The organism is Acidaminococcus massiliensis (genome assembly GCF_900095825.1).
In the GTDB taxonomy this organism is placed as follows: Bacteria; Bacillota; Negativicutes; order Acidaminococcales; family Acidaminococcaceae; genus Acidaminococcus; species Acidaminococcus massiliensis.
The window spans coordinates 2,572,176-2,594,788 of the sequence record NZ_LT608315.1 but is presented as its reverse complement, the minus strand read 5'-3'; the positions used below and the strand labels follow the sequence as shown (position 1 = coordinate 2,594,788).

Here is a 22,613-nt window from a genome sequence, read left to right as displayed (position 1 = left end):
CGCTCTTCACGTTTTACTCTTCGCTATCCTTTTTTCTCTCCGGCCGCACCTCCACGATGATTTCTTGGACCCGGTGTTCATTAGCCTGGGTCACGGTCACATGGAGGTTCCGGCAGTCAAAGGTATCCCCTTTCTTGGGGATGGTTTCCAGGGTATCCACCACCCAGCCGCTGATGGAATTGTTTTCCAATCCGTAATCGTCGATATCCAGATCCAGGTATTTGAACAGATCGAACAGATTGGCGTTCTGGGAATTGGAGGAGCAGGAAACCAGATACCGGTTCTTGCCCAGTTTCCGGAATGAAGAAACTGCCTTGTCGTGCTCATCCCAAATCTCTCCCACCAGCTCTTCCACAATGTCTTCGGTGGTCACCAGGCCCCGGACCGTACCATAACTGTCCATCACCATGGCCATTTCTACCTTGGCTTCTTGCAGGGTCTTCAGCACCCGGGAGATTTTGGTGGACTGATGGACCAGGGCTGCTTTTTTAATCTGTTTTTTCAGGTCGAAATGAGGATCCTGGAGATAGGCCGCAAAGAAATCCTTGGCGTGGAGGACTCCAATGATTTCACTGTAGTCATCTTTGAACACTGGCAGCCGGGAAAAGCCATGGCCGCTGAACAGCTTCAAGGCTTCTTCCTTTCCTTCGGAAATATCCATGGCCACCATGTCCACCCGGGGGGTCATGATTTCCCGAACCCGGATATCACTGAACTCAATGGCGCTTTTGATCAGCTGACTGTCCTGTTTGTTGATGCCGCCTCCACTTTCCACTTCATCCACCATCAGCAGCAGTTCATCTTCTGTGGCATACTTGTGGGAGACTTTCTTGCGCAGGCAGCGGTTGAAAGCACTTTTCAGCAGCCGGAACAGGAAATTCAGCGGGGTGAACAGGAAAACCAGTACACTGAGCAGACCAGAGCAGTCCATGGCATATTTTTCCGGTGCATCGCTGGCCACACTTTTCGGGATCACTTCTCCAAAAATCAGGATCACGATGGTGGTGAAAACGGTAGCCAGCGCCAGTCCAGATGGACCAAAAGCCGCTGTGGAGACAGCGGCAGCCAGGGATGCGGTGGCGATGTTCACCACATTGTTCCCAATCAGGATGGTGGACAGGGCATCGTCAAAATGGTTCAGCAGCCGAAGGGCCTTCCGGGCTTTTTTGCTGCCTCCTTTGGCCTGGTTCTTCAGCCGCAGCTTATTGGAACCGGTGAGAGCTGTTTCCGAGGCAGAAAAAAAGGCTGAAAAAGAGATAAAGACAATCAGGATCAGCGTCAGCGCTGTAGTCGGGATATGCAAAGAATCCATGAGATTACACTTCCTCCGTATGTTACTGATATTATAGGAGAAAGTATGACAGTGGTCAATGTTCTATGCTATAATAGGAAGGCTATGATAGATCAATCTTTGTTGAAAAATGCCCGGATCATCCAGTCCTGGCGCCGGAGTATCGGTTTTGAAGTCTGCGGAGATGGGACCTTGGTCCTGCGGATCCCTTACGGCCTTTCCCGACGGCAGCTGGAACAGGTAGTGGCAAAAAAAGAATCATGGATCAAGCGGGCCCAGGAAAAGGTCCGCCGGGAACAGTCGGAACACCGGACTCTGGAACTGGAGGAGGGGGAGACTTTCCTGCTGTTCGGACAGGATTGCACCCTGCATCGGCAGCCGGGAAAAGGATTCCGGCTCCAGTCAGGGAACCTTTTTATGGGCCTGGAAGAAACCCGGGAGAGTCTGGTCCGCTTCCTGATCCAGCAGTTGGCACCGATACTGTTTGAAATGGTCAGCCAGTATGCGTCCCTCATGGGGCTGCCTCTGCCCCGGGTAAAATGCAGCCGGGCCCGATCCCGCTGGGGGTACTGCAATTATAAAGGGGAACTGGGCTTCTCCTGGCCTCTGGTATTCTGTCCTCGGGAGGTCATTGCCTATGTGGTGGTCCATGAACTCTGCCATATCCGGAATATGTCCCATAACAAAGCCTTCTGGCTCTCTGTGGCCCGGATCCTGCCGGATTACAGGGAACGGGAAAAGTGGCTGAAGGTCCATAGAAAGGTCATGAGTACATTATGAGCATTAATAAGAAGATCCTCCTTTGCTTCATCGCTCTTGTGGTGGTGGGGGCGGTGTCCATCACCCTTCTCCACCGGAGTCCCAAATATCTGGAACAGCAGCAGCAGGCTCAGCAGGCACAGACGGTCCATTCCCAGGATACCAAACTGCCCTATGATTATTTGAACAATGTCATCGCCCAGAGCGGAGCCGCCTGTTCTGTCTATTACCATTCCCTGGAGAATGAAGATGTGTTCTACAATTATTCCGGGAAGATGCCGGCGGGGGACATGGTGCGTCTTTATGTGGCTGCCGGCGTGCTGCGGCAGGTGGAAGACAAGGAACTGGCACTGGACGAAGTCTATACGCTTCGGGAAAAGGATTTCCGTCCGGACAGCCCAGTTTTGGGGAAACTGCCGGTAGGCAGCCGTCTTACGGTACAGAATCTGCTGGAGGACATGCTGCTCCAGAATGATGCTACAGCTTTGTATAAGCTGATCTGGATTGCCGGCCGGGAGGACCTGAATAGCTGGCTGGCCAAACAGGGATATGCAGATACGGTCATCGGCATCCATCAGCTGCCCTCTGGGGAAAATGGAGAAGATGTTCTGGCCCCTCAGGAGAAACGGCAGCTCAGCTATACTTCCGTCAACGATCTGGTGAATCTGCTGACCCGGCTTTATGAGGGGAAATGTGTATCTCAGAAACAGGATGCTTATCTGGTGGGACTCCTGCGGAAACAGCCTGGGCGGGATATGCTGGGAGCCCTGCTGCCTAAGAAGACGAAAATCGCCGGCCTCCAGTCCGACCGGGGGGCGGTCCTGGGTTCTGCCGGCATCATTTACGGGAAGGAAAAATATGTGTTGGCCATTTTGATGGATAAAGCGGTGCGTCCGGAAGAAAGCAGGAAGACCATCAACCAGATTTCCTCCATTATCTTCAATACAGTCAATGACAAAGAGGTGTTCAAGAAATGAAGAAAAAAGTCGATGTGGCCATTATCGGCGGCGGCCCGGCTTCCATTTATGCAGCATATGAGTTTGTCCTGAAATATCCTGAAGTGAAAGTCCTGATCCTGGAAGAAGGCCATGCCATCGACTTCCGGAACTGCCCCATCATTGCCGGCAAGGTGGAAAAGTGTGTCCGCTGCACTCCCTGCAGCATCATGCGGGGCTTTGGGGGCGCAGGGGCGTTTTCTGACGGGAAATACAACTTTACTACGGAATTCGGTGGGTGGCTCAGTGATTATATCCCCAAAAAGACCGTGATGGAATTGATCGATTATGTGGATGGCATCAATTTGAAACATGGTGCTCCTGGGGAAGTCTATTCCACCAAAAACTGTAAGATCGGCCGGAAGGCCCTGGGGGTGGATCTGCACCTTTTAAATGCCAAGGTGCGCCATCTGGGAACGGACAATAACCGGAAACTCATGGCCAGCATCTACCGGTTCCTGCTGGAACATGGCATTGAGATCCAATGTGACACCCAGGTGGAATCTTTCCGCCCCTGCAGCGAAGGCTATGAAGTGCTTTTGAAAGACCGGGAAGACAGCATTCAGTGTACCTACCTAATCGGCGCTCCCGGCCGGGCTGGGGCTGAATGGTTCTCCGATCAGTGCGAGGGCCTGGGACTGGAACTGACCAACAATCAGGTAGATGTAGGGGTCCGGGTGGAGGTCCCTGCGGCGGTATTCCAGGAGATCACTGATGAAGTCTATGAAGCCAAACTGGTCTACCGGACCAAGGGATATGGAGATCGGGTGCGGACTTTCTGCATGAATCCCAATGGTTATGTGGTAGCAGAAAATACCGATGGCATCATCACCGTCAACGGGCATAGTTTCAGTGACCCGAAAAGAAACAGCGGCAATACCAACTTCGCCCTTCTGGTGAGCAATCGATTCACAGAACCTTTCAAGGAACCCCATCGCTATGGCAAGCATATTGCTTCCCTTTCCAATATGCTGGGAGGCGGGGTCCTGGTCCAGCGTTTTGGAGATTTGATCAAGGGACGGAGGACAAATTCCCATCGGCTGGGGCAGAGCTTTCTTCGGCCCACCCTCAATGCAGTGCCTGGAGACTTGAGCCTGGTGCTGCCCAAACGGCATCTGGACAATATCATCGAGATGATCTATGCCCTGGACAAAGTGGCTCCGGGGACTGCCAATGATGACACGCTTCTGTACGGAGTGGAAGTGAAATTCTACAGTTCCCGGTTGGAATTAGATGGCCAGCTGGAAACGAAGCTGCCCAATTTCTTTGCCATCGGAGATGGCGCAGGCATTACCCGGGGACTGAGCCAGGCCAGTGCCAGCGGTGTCTATGTAGCCAGGATCATCGGGGAAAGGATGAAAGGGTAGAAAAAGGACACTGGATCGGTGAAAGAGGTGCTGTTGGGGCAGCACCTCTTTTCATATCTGTCCCAGCTGGCTGACCATGCTCTCCCGAAGCATCTTGGAACGGGTCTTGGCCAGAGGGAGGATCCTTCCGTTCAGCAGGGTCACCTCTTCACCCCGGATATTCCGGATCCAGTGGAGATTCACCATATAGCTGCGGTGGATTCTCAGGAAGTTGTATCGTTGGAGACGGACTTCCAGGCTCCGGATGGAATCCCTGTAGATGAAAGAGCCCCGCTGGGTGGCAACCAGGATCCGGGATCCCTCTGATTTGAAAAAGAGGATTTCCTTCAGCAGGACATGGTGCAGCCCCTGCCAGTTGCTGAACAGATAGGAATGGTTTTGGGGACAGGAATTGCTTTCCAGCAGATGCTGCAGATCTTTTTGGAAGAGAAAGGGGGCAACGGATTTGTGATAATAACGGTACAAAGGGATCTCGTAGCCGGCCAGGGAATCCTGGATGTGATCGGAAATGACCATAATGGGGACCAAGGAATCGAAGCGGCGCAGCACCCGGGCGATTTTCAGATGGTGATGTTCCCCCTGGAAAGACCCTAGGACCACCAGGTTGAAATGGATCTTGCGGCGGCAGGTTTCGATCAAGGTATTGCCGCTGGAAAACGGGTAGATTTTCATGGCATCAGTGGGATGCGGGAGCTGATGGATATAGCGGGTGAGTCGTGCAATAGTGGCATGGTCACTGTCACAAAGGGCAATATGGAACATGATAGAAGCCTCCGTTCTTGTATATTTTAAAAAGTTTACACTTGTACAGTATATCACAAATCGTCATAAAAAGCAGAAAATTATTTTATTTTGTGCTTCCCATAAGGATACATGAAGTTTTTGCAAGCAAATTTCCCTGGCTTACGGTATAATACTAAGAGTGACTATACCCCAGTCGGATTCGTCCAGGTTACGGCTGGGAGAGAAGGGGCGCACATCATGTCGACTTGTCAGGAAGACCGGATGATTTACCACTATTGTTCTACCAGCGGTTTCTTTAACATTTTACGGAACCAGTGTCTTTGGCTGACAGAAGCATCTTTCACCAATGATGCCTGGGAGAACCGGATGCTGGACCCTGTCTTTGAACAGGCTCTCACCGGCTTGGTGGAAACTGGCGAGATCCAGAGGGCCCAGGTGGGAACAGCACGGGAACTGTATTACCGCCACTCAGCCTGTTTCATCTATTTGGGCTGTTTTTCGGAAGAAGGAGATATCCTGCCCCAATGGCGTTCGTATGCCGATGACGGGCAGGGATTCGCCATCGGCTTTTCTTCTCGGGAGATGGATTTTGACTGTTCCACAGTCCACCTGAATGCGGATTTCGCCAATAAATATTACCTGAAGAAGGTCATCTATATGCAGGAAGGCAGTGGAGAACAGTTCCTTTCCCTGGCCCAGAACTGGATCCGCATGCGGCTGACCCGTGGGCGGCATCTGAACGAACGGGAAATCCGCCGGGCCATTGCTGACGATGCAGCGTTCTCTTCCCTGCGGTACTACTGCAAGGATGCCAGCTTTGCTTCGGAAAAAGAGCTTCGTGCCTTGTGGCTGCCCGTCCTGCTGAAAGATGCTCAAGGGAACATGGCCGCAGGGAACCGGAAAGCCTATCGGCAGATCCATTTCCGACCGGAACCGGGGAGGCTGGTCCCTTATACAGAAATGCCCTTTGCCAAAAGCAGTGTCCGGGAAATCGTCCTGGGACCGAAAAATGAAATGAAAGAACAAATGGATATCCTGAAGATGTTCCTGGCGGCCAATGGCTATGACGATCGGAACATCCGGCTGAGGATTTCCAGGAGTTCCTATCGATAAGGAGAAAAACATGCAGAATTTTGCTTTTACAGCACCTTCCGTGCTGGAAAGGATCTACGATGCCTTGGATGAAAGAGGCCGGCTGCCCCGGGAATTTTCCCTGCAGCAGGCATTGGAACCGGGAGCCCCGGCCCAGGGATTTTTCTATAGTGATGGCTTTATGGAAGGGAACCTCACCGGCCTGGAAAAAGGAGAAGAAGAAAGCCCGGAACTCCAAGCAGTTCTCCGGCAGGTCCTCAGCGGGGAGTATGACCAGGCTGTCCAGGGATTGAAGGATTTTTTCGGAGATGGGGAAGGCCATCTCATGAATTCCTATGTACTGCCCCTCCAGCAATGGGTCGATGCCCATCGGGAAGAACTTGATCCAGAACCTTTGATCTGGTTTGCCCATCGGCTGCTCCAAGAGGCGGATCAGGGAGAAATCATCAAGTTCGCTCTGAGCCTGCTGGAATTTTTCGACCTCCAGGAGGAAGAAGAAGTGGCGGAAGATATCCGGCTCCTGGCCCGGTGCAATGAATTCACCTTATTCTGTGTGCGGGACTTTCTCCAGTGGAATGACGGCCAGGAAGAAATCTTCCAGACTGCCCGGCAGGTATACGGCTGGGGACGGATTGCTGCCCTGGAATATCTGGAACCCCGGACTGCCCAGATCCGGCAGTGGATGTTGGAAGAAGGCTGGGACAATGATGTGAACCCGGAATACACTGCCCGGCTCCTGGCAGATCATGTGGATCTTCTGGGAGTCCTGGAACGGCCTACTCTGACGGCCAAGGCTTTTGAAGGAGCTGAAGCCTTAGTGGATGCCCTGCTGGTGGATGAACCGGTGCCGGGGATTTCGGAAATCCGCCAGCCGGCAAAGCTGCTCACTGAATTTCTCCGGCACTGCGCAGAACAGGAAAAAGAACTGGACGACTATCGAGTGATCCTTCGGATCCTCCAGTATGCCCACGGTAAACTGGAAGGAAAAGAACAGGAGACGGTGAAACAGGCCTGCGGCAAACTGCTCCTATCTTTTGCCTGTGCCCAGACCGTCCAGCAGGCCATGAAAAAAGGGGAAGGCTTCGACTTGGCCCGGACCCTGGACCTTCCCTACGTCCAGCAGGCAGTGGAACTGGTACTCCAGGCTCCTTTGGACCATGTGGATCTGCTGCCCTATGCCTTGACTGGAGACAAGCACCACGACCATCATGTGATGGAACTGTATGAAGAACTGATCCCCGGATTCGAAAAGGCCTTTGGCGAACGGCAGGATGGGGAGGTGTCCCTCCAGGAACAATTGAACGGGGTATATATGGATCTGAACCGGATCCTCAGCCAACTGTATGGCTTTCCGGGTACCGGAGAAAAAATCTTCCTCACCGCCTTAAGATCTCCGGCTCTGATGAACCGGAATACCGCCCTGGAAATCCTCACACAATGGAAAGATCTGGGATACAGCCTCAGCGGCGGAATCCGGGATGGGGTGGAAAAACTCCTGGTCCGGGAGAACAACCAGGACGTAAAGGAAAAAGCGGAACAGCTGTTGAAGTAGGGAGAGGGCTCTGCACTCTTCCTTCTTCACTAAAAACAGTTGACAGTCTTTCCGGTGTTTGCTATACTATACAAGCTTACTCTTTGAGGAAGCAGCAGGTAATCTGCTTTTCAACAATGGAATGTTTCAGTTGAAACATTGAAAGAAAAAAGTTGTTGACAAAGAAGAATAAATCTGCTAATATATAATAGCTGTCACTGAGACGGCGAGACGAACTTTGAGAACTGAATATTGTTGACAGATGTGCGGGTCAAGTCACCTTTACGGTGATGAGATCGAGTCACCTGGATGACAACCAGGTTAAAAAATCAAAGCTAGTTTTTCAAGAGCCAAGCGGCTCTTCAAAATATCTATTTGGGAGAGTTTGATCCTGGCTCAGGACGAACGCTGGCGGCGTGCTTAACACATGCAAGTCGAACGGAGAACTTTCTTCGGAATGTTCTTAGTGGCGAACGGGTGAGTAACGCGTAGGCAACCTGCCCTCTGGTTGGGGACAACATTCCGAAAGGGATGCTAATACCGAATGTGATCCCCTCTCCGCATGGAGAGGGGATGAAAGATGGCCTCTACTTGTAAGCTATCGCCAGAAGATGGGCCTGCGTCTGATTAGCTAGTAGGTGGGGTAACGGCTCACCTAGGCGATGATCAGTAGCCGGTCTGAGAGGATGAACGGCCACATTGGGACTGAGACACGGCCCAAACTCCTACGGGAGGCAGCAGTGGGGAATCTTCCGCAATGGACGAAAGTCTGACGGAGCAACGCCGCGTGAGTGATGAAGGCCTTCGGGTTGTAAAACTCTGTTGTCAGGGACGAACGTGCCGATCTACAATACATTTCGGCAGTGACGGTACCTGACGAGAAAGCCACGGCTAACTACGTGCCAGCAGCCGCGGTAATACGTAGGTGGCAAGCGTTGTCCGGAATTATTGGGCGTAAAGAGCATGTAGGCGGGCTTTTAAGTCCGACGTGAAAATGCGGGGCTTAACCCCGTATGGCGTTGGATACTGGAAGTCTTGAGTGCAGGAGAGGAAAGGGGAATTCCCAGTGTAGCGGTGAAATGCGTAGATATTGGGAGGAACACCAGTGGCGAAGGCGCCTTTCTGGACTGTGTCTGACGCTGAGATGCGAAAGCCAGGGTAGCAAACGGGATTAGATACCCCGGTAGTCCTGGCCGTAAACGATGGGTACTAGGTGTAGGAGGTATCGACCCCTTCTGTGCCGGAGTTAACGCAATAAGTACCCCGCCTGGGGACTACGATCGCAAGATTGAAACTCAAAGGAATTGACGGGGGCCCGCACAAGCGGTGGAGTATGTGGTTTAATTCGACGCAACGCGAAGAACCTTACCAAGGCTTGACATTGAGTGAAAGACCTAGAGATAGGTCCCCTTCTTCGGAAGCACGAAAACAGGTGGTGCATGGCTGTCGTCAGCTCGTGTCGTGAGATGTTGGGTTAAGTCCCGCAACGAGCGCAACCCTTATCCTATGTTACCAGCACGTGAAGGTGGGGACTCATAGGAGACTGCCAGGGATAACCTGGAGGAAGGCGGGGATGACGTCAAGTCATCATGCCCCTTATGTCTTGGGCTACACACGTACTACAATGGTCGGCAACAAAGGGCAGCGAAGCCGCGAGGCGGAGCCAATCCCAGAAACCCGACCCCAGTTCGGATCGCAGGCTGCAACCCGCCTGCGTGAAGTTGGAATCGCTAGTAATCGCAGGTCAGCATACTGCGGTGAATACGTTCCCGGGCCTTGTACACACCGCCCGTCACACCACGAAAGTTGGTAACACCCGAAGCCGGTGAGATAACCTTTTAGGAGTCAGCTGTCTAAGGTGGGGCCGATGATTGGGGTGAAGTCGTAACAAGGTAGCCGTTCGAGAACGAGCGGCTGGATCACCTCCTTTCTAGGGAGAACCGAAGGAGCCTGAGGGCTTGCTTCTATTCTTCGTCGACGCACATCTGTCAAGAACAATATTCGGTTTTGAGGGCTTCACCCTCAAACGATCCATGGGCCTATAGCTCAGCTGGTTAGAGCGCACGCCTGATAAGCGTGAGGTCAGAGGTCCGAGTCCTCTTAGGCCCACCAATTTCTTGAAATTGAAATGGATTGTATGATATGGTTTTCGGTCTGCCGTCATGCGACAGTCGAAATATAGCGGGGGCGTAGCTCAGCTGGGAGAGCACCTGCCTTGCAAGCAGGGGGTCAGGAGTTCGATTCTCCTCGTCTCCACCACATGAACCTTGAAAACTTCATAGAAGAGACAAACAAAGTCTTAGACATTGTGATGAATGTCTAAGCACCTCTGATCTAAATGCGAATTTAGAAACGAGTAACGAGAAATACCAGGGAACGTAAGTTCCTTAGTACTGAACCAGAAAAATTGCGAAGAGAAATTGCTCTGATCCGCGAAGCGAGGAAGAGAGCCACCGGAGACAATACTCTAGTATGTCGAGGATGGCGAACGACGAGCGACAAAGGAGCAGACAATTTATCGAAGCAATTTTAAGTCAAGCTACTAAGGGCATACGGTGAATGCCTTGGCACTAAGAGCCGATGAAGGACGTGGTAAGCTGCGAAAAGCCACGGGGAGCCGCAAGCAGGCTTCGATCCGTGGATGTCCGAATGGGGAAACCCGCCATCCGTCATGGGATGGCATCCTTCGGGAGGGGAACCCGGTGAACTGAAACATCTAAGTAGCCGGAGGAAGAGAAATCAAACGAGATGCCCACAGTAGCGGCGAGCGAAGAGGGCAGAGCCTAAACCAGAGAGCTTCGGCTCCCTGGGGTTACGGACTGGCATAAGCGAAGTCCAATCTAGTCGAATCACCTGGAAAGGTGAGCCACAGACCGTGAGAGCCGGGTAGATTAAAGATCGGATGAGTGGCCAGTATCCAGAGTACCGCGAAGCACGAGGAATTTTGCGGGAAGTCGGGGGGACCACCCTCCAAGGCTAAACACTCCTTAGTGACCGATAGCGCATAGTACCGTGAGGGAAAGGTGAAAAGAACCGCGGGAGCGGAGTGAAAGAGAACCTGAAACCGTATGTCTACAAGCAGTCGGAGCGCAAGCGACGGCGTGCCTATTGAAGAATGAGCCAACGAGTTACGGGCACCAGCGAGGTTAAGCAGGAAATGCGGAGCCGTAGGGAAACCGAGTCTGAAAAGGGCGATGAGTTGGTGTTCGTAGACCCGAAACTGTAGTGATCTACCCATGATCAGGTTGAAGCACGGGTAAAATCGTGTGGAGGACCGAACCGGTGAGTGTTGAAAAACTTTCGGATGAATCGTGGGTAGCGGTGAAATTCCAATCGAACGCAGAGATAGCTGGTTCTCCTCGAAATAGCTTTAGGGCTAGCCTCAGGCAGTAAGCATAGGCGGTAGAGCACTGATCGGGATAGGGACTGTAATGGTTACCGAACCCTGTCAAACTACGAATGGCTATGCTGCAGAGCCTGGGAGTCAGACTACGAGAGATAAGTCCCGTTGTCAAAAGGGAAACAGCCCAGACCATCAGCTAAGGTCCCCAATGCCATACTAAGTGGAAAAGGATGTGGGGTCTCATAAACAACCAGGATGTTGGCTCAGAAGCAGCCACCATTTAAAGAGTGCGTAATAGCTCACTGGTCGAGAGGCCCTGCGCCGAAGATTCCCGGGGCTAAAGTATGGAACCGAAGCTATGGATGCATGCTCAGGCATGCGTGGTAGAGGAGCGTTCCCATCGGGCTGAAGCCGTACTGGAAGGTGCGGTGGACTGGTGGGAAGTGAGAATGTTGGCATGAGTAGCGAAAAGAATGGTGAGAATCCATTCCACCGAAAGCATAAGGATTCCTGAGCAACGATCGTCGTCTCAGGGTAAGTCGGGACCTAATCCGAGGCAAAGAGCGTAGGAGATGGACAACTGGTCGATATTCCAGTACCGGCAGTGATCGTTTGAACGAAGGAGTGACGCAGGAAGGCAGGTCCGCACGAGATTGGTAGATCGTGTGCAAGCGTGTAGGCTGGTTGCCAGGCAAATCCGGTAACCAAGGCTGAGGCGTGACGCGGAGGGAACTTGTTCCCGAAGGGATTGAGCCTACGCTGCCGAGAAAAGCTTCTAGTGAGAAAGCTGCCGCCCGTACCGTAAACCGACACAGGTATGCGGGGAGAGAATCCTAAGGTGCGCGGGAGAACCCTCGTTAAGGAACTCGGCAAAATGTACCCGTAACTTCGGGATAAGGGTAGCCACAAAGGTGAAGGGACTTGCTCCTGGAGCCCGGTGTGGTCGCAGAGAAGAGGCCCAAGCGACTGTTAACCAGAAACACAGGTGCCTGCGAAAGAGAAATCTGAAGTATAGGTGCTGACACCTGCCCAGTGCTGGAAGGTTAAAGAAGGATGTCCGGGTTCGACCCAAAGCATTCGACTGAAGCCCCAGTGAACGGCGGCCGTAACTATAACGGTCCTAAGGTAGCGAAATTCCTTGTCGGGTAAGTTCCGACCCGCACGAAAGGTGTAACGATTTGGGCACTGTCTCAACGAGGGCCCCGGTGAAATTGAAATACCTGTGAAGATGCAGGTTACCCGCGACTGGACAGAAAGACCCCATGGAGCTTTACTGTAACCTAATATTGGGTTCTGATACTTGATGCACAGGATAGGTGGGAGGCACGGAAGGCAGTCCTCTGGGATTGCCGGAGCCGCCGTTGGGATACCACCCTTCAATTATCGGGATTCTAACCGGGCGAGCAACGATCGCCGGGACAGTGTTAGGCGGGCAGTTTGACTGGGGCGGTCGCCTCCTAAAGAGTAACGGAGGCGCCCAAAGGTTCCCTCAGCGCGGACGGAAACCGCGCGCGGAGTGTAAAGGCAGAAGGGAGCTTGACTGCGAGCCAAACACGGCGAGCAGGTACGAAAGTAGGGCTTAGTGATCCGGTGGCATCCAAGTGGAAGGGCCATCGCTCAACGGATAAAAGCTACCCTGGGGATAACAGGCTAATCTCTCCCAAGAGTCCATATCGACGGGGAGGTTTGGCACCTCGATGTCGGCTCATCACATCCTGGGGCTGAAGTCGGTCCCAAGGGCTGGGCTGTTCGCCCATTAAAGTGGTACGTGAGCTGGGTTCAGAACGTCGTGAGACAGTTCGGTCCCTATCCATCGCGGGCGCAAGAGATTTGAAGGGGGCTGCTCCTAGTACGAGAGGACCGGAGTGGACGGACCGCTGGTGTACCAATTATCCTGCCAAGGGTATAGTTGGGTAGCTACGTCCGGAACGGATAAACGCTGAAAGCATCTAAGCGTGAAACCATCCTTAAGATGAGATCTCTCACAGCATAAGCTGGTAAGACACCTGGAAGAAGACCAGGTTGATAGGCAGGGTGTGGAAGCGTAGTGATATGTTAAGCTGACCTGTACTAATATGTCGAGGGCTTGACTTAAATCGGGCCGTTAGATGAAAGAACGTCTCTTCATGAAGTTTTGAGGGCTCATGCCTTCAGTTATATAATCCGGTGGCGATAGCTAAGGGGATCCACCTGTTCCCATGCCGAACACAGCAGTTAAGCCCTTATACGCCGAAAGTACTCGACTGGAAACGGTCCGGGAGGATAGGGAGCTGCCGGTTAAGAGAAGACGCCTGCATCGTGAGATGCAGGCGTTTTTGTGTAGGTAAAGGAGCAGTTGCCAATATAAACTTTTTAAAAACTTTTTGAGAAATCTTGTTTTCTGTCTTGCCAGTATGGAAAGAATAGGATAAAATATTCTAAAAAATCTAAAATCATGGAGAGAACTATGGAAAAATTCAAAAATTTATTAGTAACGATAAAAGGAGAAGGCGTGGCCATTGTCAGTATCAATCGGCCCAAAGTCTTGAATGCGCTGGACATCCTGACGCTTCAGGAACTGAAGAGCTGTATCGATGGGCTGCGGAATGACGAACGGGTGAAGGCCGTGATCCTGCAGGGTGCAGGAGAAAAAGCCTTTGTGGCCGGTTCGGATCTGACTGCCATGAGTCAGATGACGGCCCATGAGGCCATGACCTTTTCTCGTTTTGGCCATGAAGTGTTCAATGCCATCGAAAATCTTCCTATGGTGGTGATCGGTGCTGTCAATGGGTACTGTCTGGGCGGAGGACTGGGGCTGGCCTTGGCCTGCGATTTCCGCTATGCATCCACCACAGCGAAATTCGGACAGCCGGAAGTCAACTATGGGATCATTCCCGGTTTCGGCGGTTCCCAGACGCTGACACGGCTCATTGGGAAGGGGCGTGCCAAAGAAATGATCTATACGGGTGACCTGATCGATGCCCAGGAAGCGTACCGGATCGGGCTTGTGAATCGGGTTCTTCCTCCGGAACTGCTGCTGGATACCTGTGAAAAAGTCTGCCGGAAGATCATGGAGAAAGGTCCCATTGCCATTGGATCTGCCAAGGATGCCATCAACCATGGCATGTCCATGGACCTTGCTTCGGCTCTCAGTTATGAAGCCCAGGTCTTTGGAAACTGCTTTGCCACTTTGGACCAGGCAGAAGGCATGAAAGCCTTCCTAGAAAAACGGAAACCTGTATTCCTAGGAAAATAAAGGATACAAAAAGGACTGGCTTCCAAAAAAATTTTGAAAAACTGGACAATCTGTCCATCAGGCTGTATAATACAGATAAAAGAGCAACCCTCCGATGTGCGAGTCGAATTCCATATGTTTTGAGCCAACACTCTCTATAAGGGAGCCCGTGAACTCCGGCCGTTGATGATATGCCCTTTCGAGGGGACATCAGATATGACAGGGAGGGCACCCACCTGCTTAGGCAGGTTCAAAACTCGGAATTGGTACGGCATTGTAGGGCTCTTTCTTTTTTTATACCAAAATAGCTAAAGGAGCCTATTGCATTTGATGCTCATCCAGATTTTCCTGGTGGTCCTGCTGGACCGGATCACCAAACTTTTCATTACCCATACTATGACTGTCGGCATGAATTTTCCGGTGATTCCCGGGGTGGTCAGCTGTACCTATGTACTGAACCCGGGAGCCGCCTTCGGTCTGTTGGAATACCAGCGGGCCTTCTTTGTGGTGATTACCTTGGCTGCGGCAGGAGCCATTTTCCTGCTCCGAGAACACATCCGGCGGGAAGGCCCCAAAGCCCGGCTAGGAACGGGACTGTTCCTGGGAGGTGCCTTGGGGAACCTGATCGATCGGATCGCCACCGGGTATGTGATCGATTTTGTGGACTTTCATTTCTGGCCTGTGTTCAACGTGGCGGATATCTTTATTTGTCTGGGAGTGGGGCTGATCGTATGGAGTATGCTGGAGAACGAATCCGGGAAGAAAACCAGCCCGGAGAAAAAAAAGTGATTCCAGAAGGGGCCGCCCTGACGGTGACGGATCCGGCCACGGCAGAAGAAAAAGGCCTGCGGGCGGACGTGTTCCTGGCAGCCCGGCTGGGATGCACCCGGTCCAATGTCCAGCATGACATCCAGGAAGGACTGATCGCCAGGGAAGGAAAGCCAGTGAAGGCCAACTATAAAGTGAAAACTGGCGATGTGTTCCAGGTTACGGTGCTGCCTCCGGCGGATCTGGAGGCAAAGCCGGAAAATATCCCGCTGGATATCCTCTACGAGGACGAGGATGTAATCGTGGTGAACAAACCTCGAGGTATGGTGGTCCATCCGGCAGCTGGGAATCCGGATGGGACACTGGTCAATGCCCTGCTGTACCACTGCAAAGACCTTTCGGGGATCAACGGGGTCATCCGGCCCGGCATCGTCCACCGGCTGGACAAAGATACCAGCGGGGTGATGATCTGCGCCAAGAATGACAAGGCCCACCTTTCCTTGGCAGAACAGATCCAGAAAAAAGAAGCCAAACGGACCTATCTGGCCATTGTCCGGGGGAATATCAAAGAAGATCACGGCCATATCGAGACCCAGCTGGACCGGGATCCCCGGGACCGGAAAAAGATGGCGGTGGTTCCCCAGGGAGGCCGCTGGGCGGCTACGGATTATGAAGTGTTGGAACGGTATGGCAAGTTTACCGTGGTCCGCTGCCGTCTCCTGACGGGGCGGACCCATCAGATCCGGGTGCATATGACGTATATCGGACATCCCCTGGTGGGAGACCCGAAATATGCCCCCCAGAAGACCTGTTTTTCCATCAGCGGACAGGCGCTCCATTCGGAGCAGCTCACCTTCCGCCATCCCCGCACTGGAGAATGGATGACGTTTACGGCTCCGGTGCCGGAAGATATGCAAACCATCCTGACCCGTCTGCGCCACGGGCAGTTCCATTAAAAGGAGGCAATCGTTATGACCACTTCTGTCAAGAAAAAAACCATTATGGATGCCGATGCCATGCGCCGTGCTCTGGTCCGGATCTCCCATGAGATCGTGGAACGGAACAAGGGTGTGGAAAATGTGGTACTGGTGGGGATCCGCACCCGAGGCGTCCCTCTGGCTGACCGGCTGAGCCGGGAAATCCAGCAGATCGAAGGAGTGAAACTGCCGGTGGGATCATTGGATATCACCCTTTACCGGGATGATCTGTCCACCTTGGGATACAACCCGGTGATCAGTGAGACGGACATCGATTTCGATCTGAATGGGAAAACCGTGATCTTGGTGGATGACGTGCTTTTCACCGGCCGGACCATCCGCAGTGCCCTGGATGCCCTGATCGACATGGGGCGGCCCAAAGCCATCCAGCTGGCGGTGATGGTGGACCGGGGCCACAAGGAACTGCCCATCCGGGCCGATTATGTGGGAAAGAATGTCCCTACCAGCAACAGCGAGACTGTGGATGTGGCACTGGCGGAAATCGACGGGAATGATGAAGTGTCTCTGTCGGACCTCCGGGCCTGAGGAGGGAATGCCGTGCGTTTAAAAAGCTTTTCAGCCCATGGGTTTAAATCCTTTGCAGACAAAGTGAATATCGAATTCGAACCGGGCATCACTGCCATTGTGGGGCCCAACGGCAGCGGCAAGAGCAATATTTCCGATGCCATCCGCTGGGTCCTGGGGGAACAGAGCGTGAAATACCTCCGGGGCACGAAGATGGAGGATGTGATTTTCGCCGGAAGCAGCGGCCGCCGGCCTATGGGGATGGCGGAAGTATCCCTGGTGTTCGACAATACGGACCACTGCCTGCCGGTGGATTTCGAGGAAGTATGTCTCCAGCGCCGGGTGTACCGGAGTGGGGACAGCGAATATTCCATCAACCAGAAAAACTGCCGGCTGAAGGATGTAGTGGCCCTTTTGGCGGATACAGGGCTGGGGCGGGGATCCCTGTCCATCATCGGCCAGAATAAGATCGACGAGATCCTCAACAGCCGTCCGGAAGACCGACGGGCCATCTTTGAGGAAGCGGCAGGGATCGCCAAGTACCGTCTGCGGAAAAAGGAAGCCCTGCGGAAGCTGGATGATACGGCAGCTAACCTGCTGCGGATCCATGATATCCAGAATGAAATCGAGAATCAGCTGGTCCCCCTGGCCGCGGCGGCGGAAAAAGCCCGGCAGTATAAAGAAATCAGTGCCCGGCTGCGGCAGGTGAAGGTGACCCGGATCTTGGGACAGCTGGCTTCTCTAGAAAAAGAGAAGGAGCAGCTGACCGAAAAACTCCAAAGCCTGGAAAAACAGCTCCAGGAATTGGCGGAACTTTCAAGTACCCTGGGAAAACAAGAAAAAGACCTGGAGCAGCAGCTCCAAGAACGGGAAACCGCCTATAATGCCTACCAGGAAAAGACATTGGCTCGGGAAAAGGAAGCCGCAGGCTACCGGAGCCAACAGGCTGTATTGGGAGAACGGATCCAGCAGAGCCGGAACCGGATTGCTCAATTGGCCAAGAGCCGGAAGGGATGGGAGGAAGAACTGGCCCAGAGCCAGGAGAACCTGAACCTGGTGACTGAGGAGTATGATAAACTGGAAGAAACCCAGTACCGGGCTCAGAAACTGCTGGAAAAGGCTGCTGCAGAAAAGGAAACCCTTACCGGAGTGGTCCAGGGGGCAGAGGAAAAACTAAAGACTTACCAGGCGCAGGCTTTTGACAGCATGCGGACCCTGGTGATGACCCGGAATCAGCTGTCCGGGGTGCGGCAGGAACAGGAACGGCTCCATCGGCAGCAGGAACAGCTGAAGGAAAAAATCCGGGAAGGAGAAGAAGGACTCCAGGCCGTGACGGAACAGCTCCAGGAAGAGAAATCCCGGCTGGAAGGCTTGGAAAGCCGGAAACAGCAGCTGGAGGCACAGGCCCGGCAGCTGAATGAGAAACTGGAAAAAAGCGTCCAAAGTTACCGGGAAGAGGACCGCCGGCTGGAAGGTGCCCAGCGGACCCTGAACCAGAAAAAAGCCCGTCTCCAAGTGCTTTCTGCTATGGAACGGGAGCATGAAGGATTCAGCAAAGGGGTGCGGACGGTGTTGGGAGCCAGGGCTCCTTTCCAAGAACGGATCTGCGGCGTGGCAGCGGAACTGTTTACGGTAGAAGATGCTTATGTGACCGCCTTGGAAACGGCCCTGGGAGGCGCACTCCAGAACATCATCACCCAAGATGCACGGGCGGCCCAGGAAGCCATTGCCTATTTGAAAGAGCAACAGGGAGGACGGGCTACCTTCCTTCCTTTGGATACCCTGCGGCCACGCTTCCTGGGCAGCCGGGAAAAAACGGCTTTGGACTGTCCGGGCATCATCGGCATAGCTGCGGATTTGGTCCGCTGTGAGGAAAAAATCCGGCCGGCAGTCCAGTTCCTCTTGGGTCAGGTGCTGGTAGCCGATACCTTGGAACATGCCCTGGCAGCTGCCCGGAAAACCGATATGCGGGTGCGGGTGGTGACCTTAGAAGGGGATGTGGTCTATGCGGGCGGTTCCCTCAGCGGCGGCCAGAAGCAGCCGGGAAAAAGTTTCCTCTCCCGGAAACAGGAAATCCGGCAGCTCACGGAGGAAGCCCAGCAGCTGGAAGCATCCTGCGGAGCCTGTCAGCAGCAGCTGGAAGCCCTGACCCAGCGGGGCCGGGAACAGAGAGAAGCCCGGCAGCAGTGTCTGGAAGAACTCCAGAAAATCGAAGTGGAAAAAGCCGGGACTGAGGCGCGGGTCCAGCAGGAAACGGCTCAGAAAAAGAAGCAGCAGGAAGCAATGGAAGTGCTTTTGCAGGAGAAACGGCAGGGAACAGAGCGATTCCTGGCGCTCCAAGCCCAAGTCCAGGAACTGGCCCCCAAAGTGGAGCAGCTGGAAAATGACGATCTGGAAGGGAAAAAAGCGGCCCAGGCCCTCAGTGAGGGACTGGTGGAACAGCGGACCCGGCTGGAAGCGGCTGTCCGCCGGCACCAGGATGCCTTGATTTCCGTCAATGCAGGGAAAAGCCAGCTGGAAGCCCTGAACGCCCGGATCCAGTCCATCGATCAGCTGGGAGAAAAGACCCAGCTGGAGATCACCCGAGGGGAAGAGGAAGCCCAGCAGCAGGAAGCGAAGATCAAGGACTGCGAAAAGGAATTGACAGGACTGGCGGAAAAGCTCACGGCCCTGGAGCAGGAACTGGCCGGGTCCCAGGGGGCGCGGCAGCAGTTCTTCCAGGAAAAGGAAGCGTTCCTGGCCAAACGGCAGCAGCTGACCCAGCAGGGAATCATCTTGAAGGGACAGGAAGCCAGCATCCAGCAGCGTTTCCACAACAGTGAGATGGAACAGGTGAAAAAGGCGGCGGAAGCCGAACACGGCCGGCAGCAGCTGATGGAAGCCTATGGACTTACCGAGGAAACGGCTCGGGAGGAAGCTCTGCCCGGAGAACTGCCGGAGGGGGAACTGAAAAGACGGGAAGCCCAGGCTTCCCAAGAACTGACGGAGCTGGGACCGGTGAACCAGGCGGCCGAAGAAGAATACCAGGCGGCTCGGGAACGGTACGACTTCCTGAAGGGCCAGTATGAAGATATGACCCAGGCCAAAGCCCAACTGGAAACCGTAATCAGCGGTATCAATACAGATATGACCCGCCGGTTCCGGGAAGCCTTCAGCAAGATCAACGGGTATTTCGGAGACTGTTATGAAAAGCTGTTCGGAGGAGGCCGGGCCCGGCTCCGGATCCAGGATGAAAACCATATCCTGGAATCGGGCATCGAGATCGAAGTCCAGCCGCCGGGGAAAAAGATGAGGAATCTTTCCCTGTTTTCCGGAGGAGAACGGGCCCTCACCGTCATCGCCCTGCTTTTCGCCCTCCTGACTTACCAGCCGGCACCTTTTGTGATCCTGGATGAAATCGATGCCCCGCTGGATGAAACCAATATCGACCGTTTTGCCCAATTCCTGAAAGCATATGGACAGAAGACCCAGTTCATTGTGATTACCCATCGGAAGGGAACCATGGAGGCTGCAGATGTACTCCACGGGGTCACCATGGAAGAATCGGGGGTATCCAGGGTCCTGTCTGTGAAATTATCGGAGGTACCGGAATCATGAGTTTTATGGAACAACTGAAAGACGGGCTCAGCAAGACCCGGAAAAATTTCACCGAACAGATGGAAGAGCTGGTGGGAGCCAGCGTGGAACTGGATGACGACTTCATGGATGAGATGGAGATGATCCTGGTAGCCGGGGATGTGGGGATCAAGACCACGGAAAAGATCATGGCTGCCCTCCGGAAGGCGGCAGCCACTCGGCAGATTAAATCGCCGGCAGAAGCCCTGCCCTTCCTGAAAAACTATATCGCCGACATGCTGAAGACCACGGGGCCTCGGATGCGCTTCAAAGGTCATCCTTCCATCGTGCTGGTAGTAGGAGTCAACGGGGTGGGGAAGACCACCACCATCGGCAAACTGAGCAATTACTACCGTCTCATGGGCTACAAGGTGATGATGTGCGCTGCGGATACCTTCCGGGCCGGTGCTACGGAACAGCTCCAGATATGGGGGAAGAAGGCCCAGGTGGATGTGATCGCCCACGGGGATGGAGCGGATCCGGCGGCGGTGGTCTATGACGGGGTCCAGGCGGCCATTGCCCGAAAGGCAGATGTGCTGTTTGTGGATACGGCCGGGAGGCTCCACAACAAGACCAATCTCATGAAAGAACTGGACAAAATTTACCGGGTAATCCGGAAAGAAATCCCTGACGGTCCCCATGAGACCCTGCTGGTGCTGGATGCCACTACTGGCCAGAATGCCATCAGCCAGGCCAAGATCTTCCTGGAAACCGCCCATGTGACCGGTGTGGTGCTCACCAAACTGGACGGCACCGCCAAAGGGGGCGTGGTGGTCGCCATCAAGGAAGAACTGGGGCTGGATGTGAAATGGATCGGCATTGGGGAAGGGATGATGGATTTCCGGCCTTTCGATCCCCAGCAGTTTGTAGAAGCATTGTTTGAGACGAAAAAATAAGGGGGTGCTGCGAGAGCAGCACCCCCTTTTTGAGGTCTCGGGTCTCGAGTCGTGAGTCTCGAGCCGTTGGATAGAACCTGTCCCCATGGCCAGGTTTTTTTGAAGGTGTAGAACCAGTATCGTGCTGGATATAGAAACGAATATCTTATTGTTAGCAGATTAGGGTTTGTACATTCAAAAAATTTGCTTGCAAATTTCTCATTCGGCTCGAGACTCGAGACCCGAGACCGAGCCGCTATGCGGCTTATGAGACCGGGGGTGTTGCACGTTACGTGCACCCCCCCTTTTTTATTTTTCCGGTCCGAAAAATTCCACAATCGTGTGGGCAGCGAAATCGCTGGTCTTCGGGTCGGAAAAGGTGTGGTTGGCGTTTTCCACCGGGATGAAGGTGATCACGTTGTTTTCGGCAAATTCCTGGGAATCTTCGATGGGGGCCAGTTTGTCCTTCGTACCGTGGAGAATCAGCATATCGTCCGCCCAGTCGAAGTACTCGTACTTCCGCACGTCGGATTTTTCCAGGTCGTCCACGAACTGCTTGTCCATTTTCATCTTTCGTTCGTAACCCACCTGGACTTCCTTGCCCTTTTCCAACTTCTCCATTTCTTCTGGAGACAGGTAATTCTTCACCAGCTGGGACATGTGGATCCCCGGGCAGCGGAGAGCCACTTTTTTGAAGGGATTCCCGATTTCCGCCATGTATTTCAACGTCAGATAGGCACCGAAACTGGTGGAGTAGTTGTAGAGAGTGGCGGCATGGAGTTCCTTCCGGGCGTAGTCCACCACCAGGGTCAGGTAGGTCATGAATTCTTCCAGCACCAGCTTCTTCCGAGCATCCGCTCCATGACAGGGCCAGTCGAATACCAGGGCTCCGTATCCTTTATACTTGGTGATCAGCTGCTGGGCGAATTTGGCGGCAGAATGATTTTCTTTATTGCCCCCGAATCCATGGGTGCAGATCACTAAGCTGGGGATGTTCCGGAAATCTTTTTGGTAGAACAATTTACACCGGATGCTGAACCCCTTTTCGTTGATATCGATGTATTTTTCCATGCTGCAGGCATCCTTTCCTTTTGGTCACGGGTAATAGTATAGAACAGATCGGAAAGATTTGCCAGAGGACGATCTGCCCATTTACTGTATACTCATGTAACATAATCAAAAAATATAGATATACACATATATTTTTTTATTGAATATGTGAAAAAACTATGGTAAATTATAAAAATGACATAGGAATGAAAAGCTGTCAATAAAGAGAATCGTAAGAAGGGAGGAACGCTTATCGATAACCGGGAACTTGAGGGGAACCAGATTACCGATTTGTTTTGCTGAAGATTCTTGAGGAAGTGGCGTAAGGAGTACGTGGATAAGGGCGTACTGCATTTTGTCGGGACCTGGTACAGAAGGAGTTCTGTCCCAGGCTTTTTTTATTGGGCATTTTCATTTGCCGGTGCTCCCCCGGGAACTCTTCAGAAGAGCCAGAAGTTTTGAGGAAA

14 protein-coding genes, 2 tRNA genes, 3 rRNA genes and 1 other RNA gene are annotated in these 22,613 nt (G+C 53.2%); 17 read left to right on the top strand and 3 right to left on the bottom strand.

The window, feature by feature from the left end:
• Nucleotides 1-13: 13 nt before the first annotated feature.
• Nucleotides 14-1,312 (bottom strand): HlyC/CorC family transporter, encoded by a 1,299-nt coding sequence (locus BQ2657_RS12385; protein WP_083236271.1) that lies wholly within the window; start codon nucleotides 1,310-1,312, stop codon nucleotides 14-16.
• Between the two features lie 84 nt (nucleotides 1,313-1,396).
• On the opposite strand from BQ2657_RS12385, the gene BQ2657_RS12380 reads away from it, so the two are divergent.
• From BQ2657_RS12380 to BQ2657_RS12370, 3 genes are read left to right on the top strand one after another with little or no spacing between them, the layout of a single operon-like run.
• Nucleotides 1,397-2,071 carry a M48 family metallopeptidase gene (locus tag BQ2657_RS12380; protein ID WP_187119211.1) on the top strand — a complete coding sequence of 225 codons (675 nt, stop codon included), beginning with the start codon at nucleotides 1,397-1,399 and terminating at the stop codon, nucleotides 2,069-2,071.
• Nucleotides 2,068-3,027, top strand: a complete 960-nt coding sequence (locus tag BQ2657_RS12375) for a serine hydrolase (RefSeq protein ID WP_075580892.1) — start codon at nucleotides 2,068-2,070, stop codon at nucleotides 3,025-3,027. The genes BQ2657_RS12380 and BQ2657_RS12375 overlap by 4 nt, the downstream gene beginning before the upstream one ends.
• Nucleotides 3,024-4,412 carry an NAD(P)/FAD-dependent oxidoreductase gene (locus tag BQ2657_RS12370; RefSeq protein ID WP_075580891.1) on the top strand — a complete coding sequence of 463 codons (1,389 nt, stop codon included), beginning with the start codon at nucleotides 3,024-3,026 and terminating at the stop codon, nucleotides 4,410-4,412. Before BQ2657_RS12375 ends, BQ2657_RS12370 begins: the two co-directional genes overlap by 4 nt.
• Before the next feature lie 51 nt (nucleotides 4,413-4,463).
• Here BQ2657_RS12370 and BQ2657_RS12365 read toward each other — a convergent pair whose 3' ends face one another.
• The gene (locus BQ2657_RS12365) at nucleotides 4,464-5,174 is read right to left on the bottom strand and encodes a LytR/AlgR family response regulator transcription factor (RefSeq protein ID WP_075580890.1); all 711 of its coding nucleotides are present in this window, start codon (nucleotides 5,172-5,174) and stop codon (nucleotides 4,464-4,466) included.
• A 219-nt stretch (nucleotides 5,175-5,393) separates the two neighbouring features.
• Between BQ2657_RS12365 and BQ2657_RS12360 the strand changes: the two genes are divergently transcribed.
• From BQ2657_RS12360 to ftsY, 14 genes are all read left to right on the top strand, one after another.
• Nucleotides 5,394-6,269 (top strand): DUF2971 domain-containing protein, encoded by an 876-nt coding sequence (locus BQ2657_RS12360; protein ID WP_187119210.1) that lies wholly within the window; start codon nucleotides 5,394-5,396, stop codon nucleotides 6,267-6,269.
• A gap of 10 nt (nucleotides 6,270-6,279) precedes the next feature.
• Nucleotides 6,280-7,800: a hypothetical protein gene (locus BQ2657_RS12355; protein ID WP_075580888.1), complete on the top strand. Its 1,521-nt coding sequence runs from the start codon at nucleotides 6,280-6,282 to the stop codon at nucleotides 7,798-7,800.
• Between the two features lie 352 nt (nucleotides 7,801-8,152).
• Nucleotides 8,153-9,709: ribosomal RNA gene (locus tag BQ2657_RS12350) — 16S ribosomal RNA — on the top strand.
• Nucleotides 9,710-9,814: 105 nt separating this feature from the next.
• A tRNA-Ile gene (locus tag BQ2657_RS12345) sits at nucleotides 9,815-9,891 on the top strand.
• A 71-nt stretch (nucleotides 9,892-9,962) separates the two neighbouring features.
• A tRNA-Ala gene (locus tag BQ2657_RS12340) sits at nucleotides 9,963-10,038 on the top strand.
• A gap of 273 nt (nucleotides 10,039-10,311) precedes the next feature.
• Nucleotides 10,312-13,216: ribosomal RNA gene (locus BQ2657_RS12335) — 23S ribosomal RNA — on the top strand.
• 68 nt (nucleotides 13,217-13,284) lie between these two features.
• Nucleotides 13,285-13,401, top strand: a 5S ribosomal RNA gene (gene rrf, locus BQ2657_RS12330).
• The 16S, 23S and 5S rRNA genes sit together here with 2 tRNA genes alongside, the layout of an rRNA operon.
• A 167-nt stretch (nucleotides 13,402-13,568) precedes the next feature.
• A complete protein-coding gene (locus BQ2657_RS12325) occupies nucleotides 13,569-14,357 on the top strand; it encodes an enoyl-CoA hydratase-related protein (protein ID WP_075580887.1) in 789 nt (262 codons plus the stop codon).
• An 83-nt stretch (nucleotides 14,358-14,440) separates the two neighbouring features.
• Nucleotides 14,441-14,623: non-coding RNA, 6S RNA (gene ssrS, locus BQ2657_RS12320), on the top strand.
• Between the two features lie 43 nt (nucleotides 14,624-14,666).
• Nucleotides 14,667-15,125 (top strand): signal peptidase II, encoded by a 459-nt coding sequence (lspA, locus tag BQ2657_RS12315; RefSeq protein WP_075580886.1) that lies wholly within the window; start codon nucleotides 14,667-14,669, stop codon nucleotides 15,123-15,125.
• On the top strand, nucleotides 15,068-16,060 hold the full coding sequence (locus tag BQ2657_RS12310; protein ID WP_261796531.1) for an RluA family pseudouridine synthase: 993 nt from the start codon (nucleotides 15,068-15,070) through the stop codon (nucleotides 16,058-16,060). The genes lspA and BQ2657_RS12310 overlap by 58 nt, the downstream gene beginning before the upstream one ends.
• Nucleotides 16,061-16,075: 15 nt before the next feature.
• Entirely contained in the window at nucleotides 16,076-16,627 is a 552-nt protein-coding gene (pyrR, locus tag BQ2657_RS12305) for a bifunctional pyr operon transcriptional regulator/uracil phosphoribosyltransferase PyrR (RefSeq protein ID WP_075580885.1), read from the top strand.
• 12 nt (nucleotides 16,628-16,639) lie between these two features.
• Nucleotides 16,640-20,203 carry a chromosome segregation protein SMC gene (smc, locus tag BQ2657_RS12300; RefSeq protein ID WP_075580884.1) on the top strand — a complete coding sequence of 1,188 codons (3,564 nt, stop codon included), beginning with the start codon at nucleotides 16,640-16,642 and terminating at the stop codon, nucleotides 20,201-20,203.
• Nucleotides 20,200-21,117 carry a signal recognition particle-docking protein FtsY gene (gene ftsY / locus BQ2657_RS12295; protein ID WP_075580883.1) on the top strand — a complete coding sequence of 306 codons (918 nt, stop codon included), beginning with the start codon at nucleotides 20,200-20,202 and terminating at the stop codon, nucleotides 21,115-21,117. Before smc ends, ftsY begins: the two co-directional genes overlap by 4 nt.
• A gap of 288 nt (nucleotides 21,118-21,405) precedes the next feature.
• Here ftsY and BQ2657_RS12290 read toward each other — a convergent pair whose 3' ends face one another.
• Entirely contained in the window at nucleotides 21,406-22,167 is a 762-nt protein-coding gene (locus BQ2657_RS12290; protein WP_075580882.1) for an alpha/beta hydrolase family protein, read from the bottom strand.
• Nucleotides 22,168-22,613: the final 446 nt, after the last annotated feature.

Bases quoted from the DNA above. Each gene is read 5' to 3' on its own strand.
- BQ2657_RS12385 (WP_083236271.1), bottom strand. From the start codon at position 1,312: ATGGATTCTTTGCATATCCCGACTACAGCGCTGACGCTGATCCTGATT.
- BQ2657_RS12380 (WP_187119211.1), top strand. From the start codon at position 1,397: ATGATAGATCAATCTTTGTTGAAAAATGCCCGGATCATCCAGTCCTGG.
- BQ2657_RS12375 (WP_075580892.1), top strand. From the start codon at position 2,068: ATGAGCATTAATAAGAAGATCCTCCTTTGCTTCATCGCTCTTGTGGTG.
- BQ2657_RS12370 (WP_075580891.1), top strand. From the start codon at position 3,024: ATGAAGAAAAAAGTCGATGTGGCCATTATCGGCGGCGGCCCGGCTTCC.
- BQ2657_RS12365 (WP_075580890.1), bottom strand. From the start codon at position 5,174: ATGTTCCATATTGCCCTTTGTGACAGTGACCATGCCACTATTGCACGA.
- BQ2657_RS12360 (WP_187119210.1), top strand. From the start codon at position 5,394: ATGTCGACTTGTCAGGAAGACCGGATGATTTACCACTATTGTTCTACC.
- BQ2657_RS12355 (WP_075580888.1), top strand. From the start codon at position 6,280: ATGCAGAATTTTGCTTTTACAGCACCTTCCGTGCTGGAAAGGATCTAC.
- BQ2657_RS12325 (WP_075580887.1), top strand. From the start codon at position 13,569: ATGGAAAAATTCAAAAATTTATTAGTAACGATAAAAGGAGAAGGCGTG.
- lspA (WP_075580886.1), top strand. From the start codon at position 14,667: ATGCTCATCCAGATTTTCCTGGTGGTCCTGCTGGACCGGATCACCAAA.
- BQ2657_RS12310 (WP_261796531.1), top strand. From the start codon at position 15,068: ATGGAGTATGCTGGAGAACGAATCCGGGAAGAAAACCAGCCCGGAGAA.
- pyrR (WP_075580885.1), top strand. From the start codon at position 16,076: ATGACCACTTCTGTCAAGAAAAAAACCATTATGGATGCCGATGCCATG.
- ftsY (WP_075580883.1), top strand. From the start codon at position 20,200: ATGAGTTTTATGGAACAACTGAAAGACGGGCTCAGCAAGACCCGGAAA.
- BQ2657_RS12290 (WP_075580882.1), bottom strand. From the start codon at position 22,167: ATGGAAAAATACATCGATATCAACGAAAAGGGGTTCAGCATCCGGTGT.